This is a genomic window from Merdimmobilis hominis, from assembly GCF_016901855.1.
Taxonomy (GTDB): Bacteria; Bacillota; Clostridia; order Oscillospirales; family Ruminococcaceae; genus Paludihabitans.
Genome location: NZ_JACJKY010000006.1, coordinates 142,693 through 154,733, shown reverse-complemented (window position 1 = coordinate 154,733; position 12,041 = coordinate 142,693). Strand labels below are relative to the sequence as shown.

The following is a 12,041-nucleotide window of genomic DNA, read 5'->3' as shown; positions in this document are numbered from 1 at the left end:
TCCTGCACTTTTTGATATCTTCTCCGCATATAAATTCCCCCCTGTTGTAGTTCCATTTTCCTACATCAGGGGGGATTTGTCTATTGTCCGTTTTTTCTGGCGCGGTTCATAAAAAGCGGGGATTTTTGTTATGCGGCATTATTTTTTTCGATTTTTACAACAAGAATCGTGATATCATCGTATGGCGTTTTGAGTGCGGTGCTGATGGCGCTGCAAAGTGCAAATGCAATTTCCGCAGCGCCTTCTTCGGCATACCGGTTTAAGAGCGGACAAATGGCATCAACAGGGAAGGTATCCGTAACACCGTCACTCACGAGAATCAAAATATCGTCCGGTGCAAGCTGTTCTGTGTGAGGGGAGATTTCCGCATCCTGCAAAATGCCGAGTGGAAGCGCGGTTCCTTTGATTTCTTTCATCTTTTTTGCACGATAAAGCAGTGAGAGCGCGGCACCGGCTTTGAAAAACTGCGCTTGTCCGCTTACGGGGTCTACAGTTAAAAGATCGACGGTTGCAAGCGATTCATCGGATGATTTTGTGCGAAGCGCACCGTTTAAGAGCCGCAGAGATGCGGAGGTTCCAAAGCCTGCACGCAGCAGTTTTTTTAAAAGCGAGCAGGTCATCAAGCTGTCGATGGCAGCGCGCTGTCCGTTTCCCATACCGTCACTCAATAAAAAGCAGTGATTTCCGGCATCGTCGGTAAAGGATGCGACACTGTCACCGCAGATACGGCTTTCTCCGCATGCGATTTGCCGTGCTTCAAACGAAATCGAAAACGGCGCTTCCTCCAAAAATAACAAACGATGCAGATGTCCGGCGGTACAGATTTGCGGGCGGTCAAACGAGAGATCGAGCGCTTCGCTGGCAATGACTGCAAGGGTGTCGAGCGTACAATCGGGAAGCTGTTCAAAATAGACTTCGGCACACAGCCGCTCGGAGGTGTTTTCAAATACGCAGACGGTTTGCGGTTCAAGCGATTGTTCAAACAAAGCCGCTCTGAGTGTTTCGCTTTTTTCTTTGTCGACATATACCATGGAGGAGATCCCCTGCTCCATTTGTGTGAGCAGCGAGCGAATTGCCTCAAGACCGTCTGTCATCAGCTGTCTTGTTTCCTTGAGTGAGCGGGATTTTCCTTCTTTAAAGCGAAATGTGCGGTATCGTGCGTTGATTGCTGTACACAGCTTGTCCGGCTGTCTGCAGCATTCGGTGAGATAGCGAGGGAGCGTTTGCGGTGTGACGCATCCTGTTTGCCGAAGTGTTTGTGTCAGCGGATGAAAGGCGTCCAGCATTTCGCTGAATCGTGCATCCCAGCAGGACAAACAGTGCGGACACGATTTGCAGACTTCGTTCGAAGCACTTTCATAAACCGTGGTGATGTTGTTTACGTCAATTTGATCGAATTTTTCGGAGATTTCCAAAAATTCATCTTCCATAGCACCCAGTGCATTGGAAAGAAATTTCATCCGGACGCGAAAGACGGAGTCGCCTGTATCGGTATAAAAATGGGTTGTGTATGTTTGCGGAAAAAAGCGCTGCGGAATCAGCAGATAGACTGCACATCCGATAAACAGCGAAAGAACCCAGAAGGTAATGGTGGAAGATGCGCCCATCAAAAACAACGAGAAAACACTGCATGCCAAAAAGGCGAGCAACTGCACAAACTTTCCGGCATTCTGAAACATTCCGCACAAAAACGCAGCAATCGCCAAAAATACAGCAAAATCAGCAAATGAGGAGTGGCATAAACACAGTGCCGCGCCGCATAAAATACCAGCAATACTTCCGCCGGCAACGCCGCTTCTTGCAGACATTGTCAGGATGACAACGGCACAGAGCATCATACCGAGGTTCATGCCAAAGAGCACAATCGCCGCACACGAACAAATCAATGTCACAAGCAGCAAACAAATGCCGATTTTTTCGGTATCGTGCAGAGGCTGATGCTGCTGTGTGTTCGTAATGCCCTGCAAAGCCGCGGAAAACAATGGGATGCAGCTCGTTGATAAAATGAGTTCAATCAGCAAAACGGAAATCGAAAACGGTGTGAGATTTGCTGCCAATGCATAAAAGAACAGACATAGTCCGCTGATGCCAAAGCAGCACAGGCATTTTGCAAGTACAGAAAAACGATTGGAAAGGACACGTTCCAATACGAACCGTATGATTGTAAACAACACGATAGCAACAATATGAAATATGGTGTGATCTGTTTGAAACACGAATATACCGCTGACAGCGCCGATAGCTGCGGGGAATATCATTTTGACAGGTACAGCAGCTGCAAACGCGATCGAAAACGGAGAAAGCGTGTTGAGCAAGGTTGCCGCACCGAGTAAAAACGGCAGCATTCCTGAAAGAAGTGCGTGCAATAAGATGTTGGCTTTTGTTTTTTCCGGGGTAATCCGGAGCAGATTCGCATTCATGTTTATTCCTCCTGATGAGCTGTTGTCCGGGAACCCGGTGGTTTGAGTATATCAAAAACAGAATAAGAAAACGTGCGAATTGCGTATGGGAAAAAACAAGAAGTACTGTCTTTTTGGGCGATTTTGAGAAGAACGACACTCAATTTTATAAAACAGAAAAAACAGCGCGGAAGAATTGAAAAACCAGACGATTCATGGTATACTCAACACAGGATCACCAAAGGAAAGGCGTTTTTTATGGAACAAGAAAAAATTGATCGGATCAACTTTCTCGCAAGAAAAGCAAAGTCGCCCGAAGGATTGACACCGGAGGAAACAGAGGAACGCGCACAGCTTCGTGCAGAATATATTGAAGCATTTCGGCGCGATTTGCGCAGTCAGCTCGAAAACACATATTTGGTGGATGAAAAGGGAAACAAACGAAAGCTTTCGGCGAAAGGGAAAAAATAATTTGCATGAAAAATCGGCAAAGCCAATGAGTGCTCTGCCGATTTTTTGTTTGCGAAGGAAATGGCGGAACCAAAACGAGGAATATTGCATAAGATAATGAGAGAGTAAAAGAGGTGGAAGCGGGATGAAACGGTATTGCTGTCAGTGTTGTTCGCCAATTTTTTCAGGTACTGGTGCCACAGGTCCGACCGGCGTTACGGGAGCGACAGGAGCAACAGGCCCGACCGGCGTCACAGGAGCAACGGGTGCCACAGGTCCGACCGGCGTCACGGGAGCAACGGGTGCCACGGGTCCGACCGGTGTTACAGGAGCGACGGGAGCAACAGGTCCGATGGGTGTTACAGGAGCAACGGGTGCCACGGGATCGACCGGTGTCACGGGAGCGACGGGCGCCACGGGTCCGACCGGTGCGGCTGGTATTGTACCGGATGATGTGTTTGCTTCGTTTAATACGTTTCAGGCACAATTTACGATGGGAAGCCGCATTGCGCTGTTTCCCGATGTGACTGATCCAACCGGGCATATTACACAGATTGATTCACAGCAGATCGCACTCCAGCCAGGCTACTATCTGGTCTCCTGCAAGGTGTCTGCTGTGTTTCGTTCAGGAAATTACATGCAGATTACACCGTTTTATAACGGAACGGCACATTTGGAAACCGGCATCTATTTTGCAACACCGGGTGCGGGAAGTGCCTGCGGTTCTTCATTTATTATTATTGACGCACCTGTTCAAACGCCACTGTTTTTTACCTATTCCGGTTCTGCCGATGCACGTGACGGAGAGGTGAATCTGACGATTGTAAAACTGCGCCGGTCTGTATAAAAAAACATCGAACACGTTATCGTGTTCGATGTTTTTTTATTTATTGAATAGCTGCGGCAATTCGGTCGCCCATTTCACTGCAGGAAATTAAGACTGTGTGTGCATCCATCATATCTCCGGTGCGGAATCCTTCGTCCAATACAGCCGAAACAGCGCGTTCGATTGCATCTGCTTCACTTGGCATATCAAACGAGAATCGAAGCATCATCGCAGCAGACAAAATCGTGCCGATGGGGTTTGCTTTGTCTTGGCCGGCAATATCCGGTGCAGAACCGTGGATCGGCTCATACATGCCGCGTGTTCCGCTGCCAAGCGAGGAGGAACCGATGGTGCCGATGGTGCCTGTGATCATGCTTGCTTCGTCGGAAAGAATGTCGCCGAACATATTTTCAGTCAAAATCACGTCAAACTGTGCAGGATTTTTGCAAATCTGCATTGCGGCATTGTCCACATACATGTGTGAAAGTGTGACATCCGGATATTGTTCGGCAACACGCTCAACGACTTTTCGCCAAAGCCGCGAGGTATCTAATACATTTGCTTTGTCAACCGATGTGACATGATGACGGCGTTTTCTCGCCGTTTGGAAAGCGACGTGTGCAATCCGCTCGATTTCATGCTCGCTGTAAATCATCAGATCCGAGGCGACCGCTTCGCCGTTTTCACTGGTTGTCTGGTGTGCACCGAAATAGACGCCGCCGGTCAGCTCGCGTACAACAACAAAGTCGATGCCATTGGCTGTGATGGACGGCTTGAGCGGACTTGCGTCGGCAAGCTGCGGGAATAAAACCGCCGGCCGGATATTTGCATACAATCCGAGCGCTTTGCGCAGACCAAGCAGTGCTTTTTCAGGGCGTTCACTGCCCGGGAGATGATCCCATTTCGGTCCGCCTACTGCACCAAGCAGTACACTGTCACTGTTTAAACAGGTCTTGAGTGTTTTGTCGGGCAGACAAGTGCCGCACGCATCGATGGCGCATCCGCCTGCAAGCACTTCCTCAAAAGAAAACGTGTGACCGTATTGTTCTGCGATGCGTGTTAAGACTTTTTGTGCTTGGTCGATGATTTCAGGGCCGATGCCGTCTCCTTTGATGACTGCAATATGTTTTTCCATGATGTTGCCTCATTTCTTCTGAATTGCGTTTAAGTAGCCGTTTGCACGAATGATATTTTGAATAAACGGCGGGAACGGCTGTGCAGTATATGTTTCGTTTTTGGAAACGTTTGTGATGACACCTGTGTCAAAATCAATAAGAATCTGATCGCCTTCTTCGATGCGTTCACTGGCTTCGGCGCATTCTAAAATCGGCAGACCGATATTGATGGCATTTCGATAGAAAATGCGCGCAAATGTTTTGGCAATGACGCACGAAATGCCGCTTGCCTGAATTGCGATCGGTGCATGTTCACGCGAGGAACCGCATCCGAAGTTATATCCGCCGACAATCAGATCACCCGGATGTACTTTTTGAGAAAACGATGCGTCGATATCTTCCATGCAATGGGATGCAAGTTCTTTTTTGTCCTGTGTATTCAGATAGCGGGCAGGGATGATGACATCCGTGTCCACGTTGTCGCCGTATGTATGCGCAATACCGTTTGCTTTCATTTCAGATAACCTCCTTGATCCTTTCAGTTCATCACTTCTTCCGGCGCTGACAGCCGTCCTGTGATGGCGGATGCTGCCGCGACCTGCGGAGAAGCCAAATAAACTTCGCTTTTTGGATGACCCATTCTGCCGACAAAATTTCGGTTTGTGGTTGCGACACAGCGTTCGCCCTCTGCCAAAATACCCATGTAACCGCCTAAGCACGGTCCGCAGGTCGGCGTGGACACCACACAGCCGGCGTCAATAAAAATTTCCAAAAATCCGGCTTTCATTGCGTCTTTATAAATCTGCTGTGTTGCAGGAATCACGATACAGCGGATATGATCGGCGATTTTTTTGCCTTTTAAAATTTCGGCTGCCGCTGCAAGGTCGGAAAACCGTCCGTTTGTGCACGAACCGATGACCACCTGATCGATCGGAAGCGTGCCCCATTCGTTTTTGGTGCGTGCGTTTTCCGGCAGGTGCGGGAATGCGACGGTGTGGTCGATTTCGCTCAAATCAATCGTATATTCTGCTTCATAGACAGCGTCTTCATCGGCCTCAAATACGGTATACGGTTCTTTGACACGGCCGTCCATGTAAGCGCGTGTGATATCGTCCACCGGGAAAATGCCGTTTTTTGCACCTGCTTCGATCGCCATGTTTGAGATGCAGAGCCGGTCATCCATCGACAGGGAAGCAACACCGTCACCGGTGAATTCCATCGACTGATACAGCGCGCCGTCTACACCGATTTTTCCGATGATGTGCAAAATGACATCTTTTCCGCTGACATATGGGCGAAGTGTGCCGGTTAAGTTGAATTTGATCGCAGAAGGCACTTTAAACCACAGCTCGCCGGTTGCCATTGCAGCCGCCATATCGGTGGAGCCGACACCGGTGGAAAACGCACCGAGCGCACCATATGTGCAGGTGTGAGAATCGGCGCCTACAATCAAATCACCGGCTTTGACGATGCCCTGTTCCGGCAGCAGTGCGTGTTCGATGCCCATTCTGCCTGCATCATAAAAATGGGTGATGTCATACTGTTTTGCGAATTCGCGTGTTTGTTTTGACTGCGTGGCAGCTTTGATGTCTTTGTTTGGTACAAAGTGATCGAGTACGAGCGAGATTTTATCTTTTGAAAACACGCGGTCAAATCCATATGCATTGAATTCGTTGATTGCAACCGGTGAGGTGATATCATTGCCGAGCACCATATCAAGCTTTGCCATAATAAGCTGTCCCGGTGCAACAAAATCGAGACCGGCATGTGCGGCAAGAATTTTTTGTGACATTGTCATTCCCATAGTAAAACATCCTTTCATTCTTTCAACGTGCGGTTGACCGCGCTGACTAAGCTGATGATTGACGAGGCAATGATGTCCTCGTGTACGCCTGCACCCCATACGGTTGTGCCGTTGCCCGGATCGATGCCGACATACGATACAGCGCGCGAGGAAGAACCGCGCTCGAGTGCATGTTCTTCATATGTTGTAAGTGTGTAGTTGCAGCCGGTCAGTTTGCGCAGGGCGTTGCTCACTGCATCCAAACGGCCGTTTCCTGTTGCGGTGACATCTTGAATTTTTCCGTTGAACTCCATGGTGAGTACGACTTTGAACTGGTCGCCGCTGCGGACAAAGTGATAATCGTGGAGATTGAGCGGACTGCTGTTGTTGACGTATGTTTGCAGGAAAATCTCATAGATTTCACCCGGCAGAAGCTCTTTGTGCCGGTGATCGGAAATAGATTTGATCGTATAACCGAAATGTTCGCGCATTTTTTTCGGCAGATTGTATCCGTAATGCTGTTCCAGCAGATAGCCGATGCCGCCTTTTCCGCTCTGGCTGTTGATGCGGATGACGTCGGATTCGTATTCGCGGCCGACATCTTTCGGATCGATCGGAAGATATGGCACCTCCCAAAACGGGCATTCATGCTCCTCGCGGTATTTCATGCCTTTTGCAATCGCATCCTGATGTGAACCGGAGAACGCTGCAAAGACAAGCTTTCCGGTATATGGCTGACGATCGCCGACATGCATGCGTGTAACCTGCTCGTACAACTGTGAAATGGAAGGAAGATCGGAAAAGTCGAGTTTCGGGTCGACACCGTGTGCGTATAAGTTCATCGCCAGCGTAATCAAATCGACGTTTCCGGTGCGTTCGCCGTTGCCGAACAGTGTGCCTTCAATACGCTCTGCGCCGGCGAGCAAGCCGAGTTCACTGTCTGCTACGCCGCATCCGCGGTCATTGTGCGGATGAAGCGAAACGATAACGTTTTCTCTGTATTTTAAATGCTTGCACATGTATTCCACCTGACTTGCATACACATGCGGCAGGGAAAGCTCGACGGTTACGGGAAGATTGATGATAACCTTATTGTCTTTTGTCGGTTTGAATACATCCAAAACAGCGTTGCAGACTTCTAACGCATATTCCGGTTCTGTTCCGGTGAAGCTTTCAGGTGAGTATTCAAACTGGAAATTTCCGTCCGTCTGTTCAGCAAGTGTTTTTAAGAGTTTTGCACCGTCGACTGCGATTTGTAAAATCTCCTCTTTCGATTTTTTGAACACCTGCTCGCGCTGTGCAAACGAAGTGGAGTTATACAGATGGACAATGGCGTGTTTGCATCCGTGAAGTGCGTCAAACGTTTTGCGGATGATGTGTTCGCGCGCCTGGGTGAGCACTTGAACCGTGACGTCATCGGGAATTAAGTTTTGGTCAATCAGAGCACGCAGAAATGTGTATTCTGTTTCGGATGCGGCAGGAAAACCCACTTCAATTTCTTTAAAGCCAATCTTCGTCAAAAGCTTAAAATAGGTGAGTTTTTCTTCAAGGCTCATCGGGATGACAAGCGACTGGTTGCCGTCGCGCAAATCCACGCTGCACCAAGTCGGCGCATGATCGACATATTCTTTTGTCACCCAGTCGTTGCAGACTTCGGGCGGTATGTAATAGCCGCGTCTGTATTTTTCGTAATTCATCATCAAATATCGTCCACCTTTCTTTTTTTCAGACAAATAAAAAACCTTTCGTCCCGCTGAAACTGTTTCAGCAAGAGACGAAAGGCTGTAAATCCATCCGTGGTACCACTCTTTATTGATATAAATGTTATATCCACTCATCTGTATCGGCAAAAATGCGAATACATTCTCGTCATAACGGGGAGAAACCGGTCAAGCTTACTGTTGGTTCAGCCGACTGCTCAAGGGGGAGTGAATTCAAACGTTTGCACAGCCTCGCACCAACCGGCTGTTCTCTGTACCATGGACGTTTTAATCCAATGTCCCTTTCAAAGCATTTGATATTTTTAATTTTTAAATATCATACACGAAATAAACGCAGATGTCAAGTATATAATACAGCAAAAACCTCCGGAGTTCCGGAGGTTTTTGTCATCGCAATAGATAAGGGGATTATGCGCTTTTCAAAAACGCATAGTAAAGAAAAAGAAGAAGACAATGAGTGAACTCTTATCAAGTTCTCCTTTATTATATCCACCCAAAATACGTTTGTAAAGCATTTTGGGCGGTTTTTTGTATGTTTTAAAAAAGTTTGTGAATTTCGCCGGATCAAAAAAGTTGTTCGATTTGTTTCTTGTTAAAATTTCAGTAAAATTCCAACAACAGCGGCGATGCCGATCCATGCAGCCGGATGGATTTTCTTGAATACATGTGAAAGAACCATCAATACTGCAAACAATACAATCGCTTTCCACACAAACAGATCGCCGATCTGCAGCGTTTGAAAAAACGTACCAAAACGGAACAAGCTGTCCGCGACCACTTGATAGCCGGCATAGGCAATCAAGGCTGTGACTGCCGGGCGAAGGCCGTAAAACGCATCTTTGACAAATACGTTGGTTTTAAATCGCTCTAAGAATTTTGCAATAATCAAAATGACGATCAAAGAGGGAAGCACCAGCGCGGTTGTTGTCAGCACTGCGCCCATAATACCGCCCGGGATGCCGAACATCTGCGAGCCGACATGGTATCCGACATACGTTGCCATGTTGATGCCGATAGGGCCGGGCGTTGATTCGGAAATTGCAATCATATCCGAAAGGATTGCCTCGTTGAACCACGGATATTTTGCCGCCATATCATAGAGGAACGGAAGCGTTGCAAGTCCGCCGCCGATTGCAAACAGACCGGTTTTGAAAAATTCAAGGAACATGATCACAAATGTCATTTCTTTGCCCTCCCTTTCAGACGGCCGGCAAGAATGCCGACGAGAATTGCTGCAATGACCACAAATACAGGAGAAAGTGAGAACACAGCAGAAACCACAAAGGTGACGATAAAGATGATGATGCCCAAAAGATCCTTGATACCGGATTTCCACAGCTTCAATACGGCGTTGACGACCAATACAGCAACGGCAACGCGGATGCCTGCAAACGCGTGCTGTACCCATGCAAGGTGTGAAAAACTCTGGATAAAGCCTGCGATGATAGAGATGATGACGAGCGACGGAAACACAACACCTGCGGTTGCAAATACAGCGCCCCAGAAGCCTTTGATTTTTTGACCGACAAACGTTGCCGTGTTGACAGCAATGATGCCGGGGGTACATTGACCCACGGCATAATAATCAAGAAGCTCTTCTTCTGTTGCCCAGTTCCGTTTTTCAACAATTTCATTTTGAAGCATCGGCAGCATTGCATAGCCGCCGCCGAACGTCAATCCGCCAATGCGGAAAAACGTAAAAAACAGATCCCATAAAAGCTTCATAAACAACCTCGTTTCGTTATAATTTATTATTTCTCTCCCCGATATACACGCTTCACAAATGTACCGCACAGCAAAAGGCCGAACAAAAATCCGGTTTGAATCCAAAGCACTGTGTGGTCAGTCAGCCCGTGTACCAATACAGCAACAAGTGCCGCAGCGGAGAGTGCACACGCATAACAGTACCGTGTGCGGATATTTTGTATGAGTTTTTTAATATAGCGCACAACATAGAACATCCAAAACGCAACGCCGACAATACCGTAGCACAAAAATACATCGAGATATAAGTTGTGTGCATGGGTTGCAGGGTACATGCTGAGCGGTTGCCACAAGACCGAATATGCCATCGTGCCGAATCCGAACAGCGGATAGGATTGAATTGCCCGGCATGTTCCGCTCCAAATATAGGACCGCAGATCATAACGGTAAGGAAGTTCCATAATGCGGTACATAATCGACGGAATCGAGAGCGCAATAATGACAAGTACAGCACAAGCGCTCAGTGCCAGCAAAATTGCACGTTTCTTTTTGCACAATACCAGCAGAGCAAACACAGACACCGCGATGGTGACCCATGCGGATTGGCTGTCACACCAAAACAGTGCAAGACTGCATGCCAGCAGCGTGATGTAATAAAACAGACGCCGATGATGGTTTCGGATGATACGGTACAAACAAATTAAAACGGTAAATTCCAGTACGGTGCCGTAATAATTTGGGTTGTACATGCCGGCATACGAGCGCATCCACCAGCCTAAAATCAGCTTTTCGGAAAACGCATATAAAAATGCGGCATAGCTCGCAAGACAGCAAACATCCATCGCCAGATCAAATAAAGAAATGGTCATTCTCTTGCAGCACAGCAAGAAAAGCAGAACCATCAAAATGATTCCAACGCCTGCAATCGCTCCTTTGAAGTTCCGATAATGATAGGGAACAGCAACCAGCATGGCTGCCAGCGGAAGAAACGGAATCATCCACTTATGCAAAAACGTGTCGCGGAAAAGCTGCTTGTTGCACAAAAGAAAAACCAATCCGGCAAACAGCACAACCGCTGTGACGATATAGTGAAAATAGCAAGAAGCTGCACAGAGAACAACAGCGATTCCTGTCTTGTTTGTTGCGCGCAGTCTTTGGAAAATAGAAAGAATCACGCTGTTTCGTGTGATTTCGGTTCGCATCAAAATCCCTCGTTTTATCGTTTGATTACCACAGCAATAAACAGACAGTCAGCGCCATCGACAGCAATCATGCCGTGGCTGTGACTGGAATCATACATGATGCTGTCGCCTTCATGCAGTTCGACAATGTGATCTTCCACACGCACTTTCAGTGTGCCCTTTAACACGTAGTCAAATTCCTGGCCTTCGTGTGTGGAGAGTGCGATCGGTTTATTCTGCTCTTCTTCAGAATAAATGGCTGTAACCAAAAACGGTTCGCACAGTTTATTTTTTAAGTTGTGTGCCATGTGCTGATAGTGGAAGCCGCTGCGGCGGTTCAGTGTAACGCCGTGGCCTTTTTTTGTCACCGTGAAAAACGACAAATGCGGATTTTCGCCGGTTAACAGTTCAACGATATCAACGCCGAATTTTTCTGCGCATTTGTGCAGGAAAGTAAACGAAAAATCATTGCTTCCGGATTCACACGCGGTGTATTCTTCAACTGTGGTGTCTGTCGCTTCTGCCATTTCTTCAGCAGAGATTTCAAGAATCTCACGCAGACCTTTGATGCGTTGAGCAATTTCAGCAATTCTTGTATCCATAAAAAGGACCTCCGTTCCAGAGAATAAGGGGATTTCGTCATATTTTGCAAAACAAAACACACACAGCGTGTTGTTTTAGCGAAAAGACGTATAAATTGTTTTTTCATTATAGCATGATTTTTTCTGTTTGAAAAGACCAAAAGTAAGAATTTGGAGATTGTTTCCTTCAAAAAATTGATATACTTTCACCCGACTCTTTTGTTTTGAGCGAATCGGTTGCAGACACAGAAAAGAGATGATACAATAAAAGCAAAAAAGGA

At 47.4% G+C, this 12,041-nt stretch carries 11 protein-coding genes and 1 other annotated feature; of the genes, 2 read left to right on the top strand and 9 right to left on the bottom strand.

Features of this window, described 5'->3' with window-relative positions:
• Positions 1-128: 128 nt before the first annotated feature.
• Positions 129-2,420 (bottom strand): SpoIIE family protein phosphatase, encoded by a 2,292-nt coding sequence (locus tag H6A12_RS05545; protein ID WP_204445671.1) that lies wholly within the window; start codon positions 2,418-2,420, stop codon positions 129-131.
• A gap of 237 nt (positions 2,421-2,657) precedes the next feature.
• Here H6A12_RS05545 and H6A12_RS05540 point away from each other — a divergent pair, with 237 nt between their 5' ends.
• Both H6A12_RS05540 and H6A12_RS05535 read left to right on the top strand, forming a co-directional pair.
• A complete protein-coding gene (locus tag H6A12_RS05540; RefSeq protein ID WP_204445668.1) occupies positions 2,658-2,870 on the top strand; it encodes a DUF896 domain-containing protein in 213 nt (70 codons plus the stop codon).
• Positions 2,871-2,994: 124 nt separating this feature from the next.
• Positions 2,995-3,696 (top strand): collagen-like triple helix repeat-containing protein, encoded by a 702-nt coding sequence (locus H6A12_RS05535; RefSeq protein WP_204445666.1) that lies wholly within the window; start codon positions 2,995-2,997, stop codon positions 3,694-3,696.
• A 40-nt stretch (positions 3,697-3,736) separates the two neighbouring features.
• Here H6A12_RS05535 and leuB read toward each other — a convergent pair whose 3' ends face one another.
• The 8 genes from leuB to H6A12_RS05495 form a co-directional block, all read right to left on the bottom strand.
• Complete coding sequence (leuB, locus tag H6A12_RS05530; protein WP_204445664.1) at positions 3,737-4,810, bottom strand: 3-isopropylmalate dehydrogenase; 1,074 nt, start codon at positions 4,808-4,810, stop codon at positions 3,737-3,739.
• A gap of 9 nt (positions 4,811-4,819) precedes the next feature.
• Entirely contained in the window at positions 4,820-5,305 is a 486-nt protein-coding gene (leuD, locus tag H6A12_RS05525) for a 3-isopropylmalate dehydratase small subunit (protein WP_204445662.1), read from the bottom strand.
• 23 nt (positions 5,306-5,328) lie between these two features.
• A complete protein-coding gene (leuC, locus tag H6A12_RS05520; RefSeq protein ID WP_204445660.1) occupies positions 5,329-6,594 on the bottom strand; it encodes a 3-isopropylmalate dehydratase large subunit in 1,266 nt (421 codons plus the stop codon).
• A 14-nt stretch (positions 6,595-6,608) separates the two neighbouring features.
• On the bottom strand, positions 6,609-8,273 hold the full coding sequence (locus H6A12_RS05515; RefSeq protein ID WP_204445658.1) for a 2-isopropylmalate synthase: 1,665 nt from the start codon (positions 8,271-8,273) through the stop codon (positions 6,609-6,611).
• 67 nt (positions 8,274-8,340) lie between these two features.
• Positions 8,341-8,591, bottom strand: a binding site (T-box leader).
• A 295-nt stretch (positions 8,592-8,886) separates the two neighbouring features.
• Entirely contained in the window at positions 8,887-9,477 is a 591-nt protein-coding gene (locus tag H6A12_RS05510; RefSeq protein ID WP_204445655.1) for a chromate transporter, read from the bottom strand.
• Positions 9,474-10,019 carry a chromate transporter gene (locus tag H6A12_RS05505; protein ID WP_204445653.1) on the bottom strand — a complete coding sequence of 182 codons (546 nt, stop codon included), beginning with the start codon at positions 10,017-10,019 and terminating at the stop codon, positions 9,474-9,476. The genes H6A12_RS05510 and H6A12_RS05505 overlap by 4 nt, the downstream gene beginning before the upstream one ends.
• Before the next feature lie 26 nt (positions 10,020-10,045).
• A complete protein-coding gene (locus H6A12_RS05500; protein WP_204445651.1) occupies positions 10,046-11,200 on the bottom strand; it encodes an O-antigen ligase family protein in 1,155 nt (384 codons plus the stop codon).
• Between the two features lie 14 nt (positions 11,201-11,214).
• Positions 11,215-11,781, bottom strand: a complete 567-nt coding sequence (locus H6A12_RS05495; protein WP_204445649.1) for a helix-turn-helix domain-containing protein — start codon at positions 11,779-11,781, stop codon at positions 11,215-11,217.
• Positions 11,782-12,041 lie beyond the last annotated feature (260 nt).

What these genes read in the sequence shown, in the direction of transcription:
- H6A12_RS05545 (WP_204445671.1), bottom strand. Translation starts at nt 2,420, where the DNA reads ATGAATGCGAATCTGCTCCGGATTACCCCGGAAAAAACAAAAGCCAAC.
- H6A12_RS05540 (WP_204445668.1), top strand. Translation starts at nt 2,658, where the DNA reads ATGGAACAAGAAAAAATTGATCGGATCAACTTTCTCGCAAGAAAAGCA.
- H6A12_RS05535 (WP_204445666.1), top strand. Translation starts at nt 2,995, where the DNA reads ATGAAACGGTATTGCTGTCAGTGTTGTTCGCCAATTTTTTCAGGTACT.
- leuB (WP_204445664.1), bottom strand. Translation starts at nt 4,810, where the DNA reads ATGGAAAAACATATTGCAGTCATCAAAGGAGACGGCATCGGCCCTGAA.
- leuD (WP_204445662.1), bottom strand. Translation starts at nt 5,305, where the DNA reads ATGAAAGCAAACGGTATTGCGCATACATACGGCGACAACGTGGACACG.
- leuC (WP_204445660.1), bottom strand. Translation starts at nt 6,594, where the DNA reads ATGGGAATGACAATGTCACAAAAAATTCTTGCCGCACATGCCGGTCTC.
- H6A12_RS05515 (WP_204445658.1), bottom strand. Translation starts at nt 8,273, where the DNA reads ATGATGAATTACGAAAAATACAGACGCGGCTATTACATACCGCCCGAA.
- H6A12_RS05510 (WP_204445655.1), bottom strand. Translation starts at nt 9,477, where the DNA reads ATGACATTTGTGATCATGTTCCTTGAATTTTTCAAAACCGGTCTGTTT.
- H6A12_RS05505 (WP_204445653.1), bottom strand. Translation starts at nt 10,019, where the DNA reads ATGAAGCTTTTATGGGATCTGTTTTTTACGTTTTTCCGCATTGGCGGA.
- H6A12_RS05500 (WP_204445651.1), bottom strand. Translation starts at nt 11,200, where the DNA reads ATGCGAACCGAAATCACACGAAACAGCGTGATTCTTTCTATTTTCCAA.
- H6A12_RS05495 (WP_204445649.1), bottom strand. Translation starts at nt 11,781, where the DNA reads ATGGATACAAGAATTGCTGAAATTGCTCAACGCATCAAAGGTCTGCGT.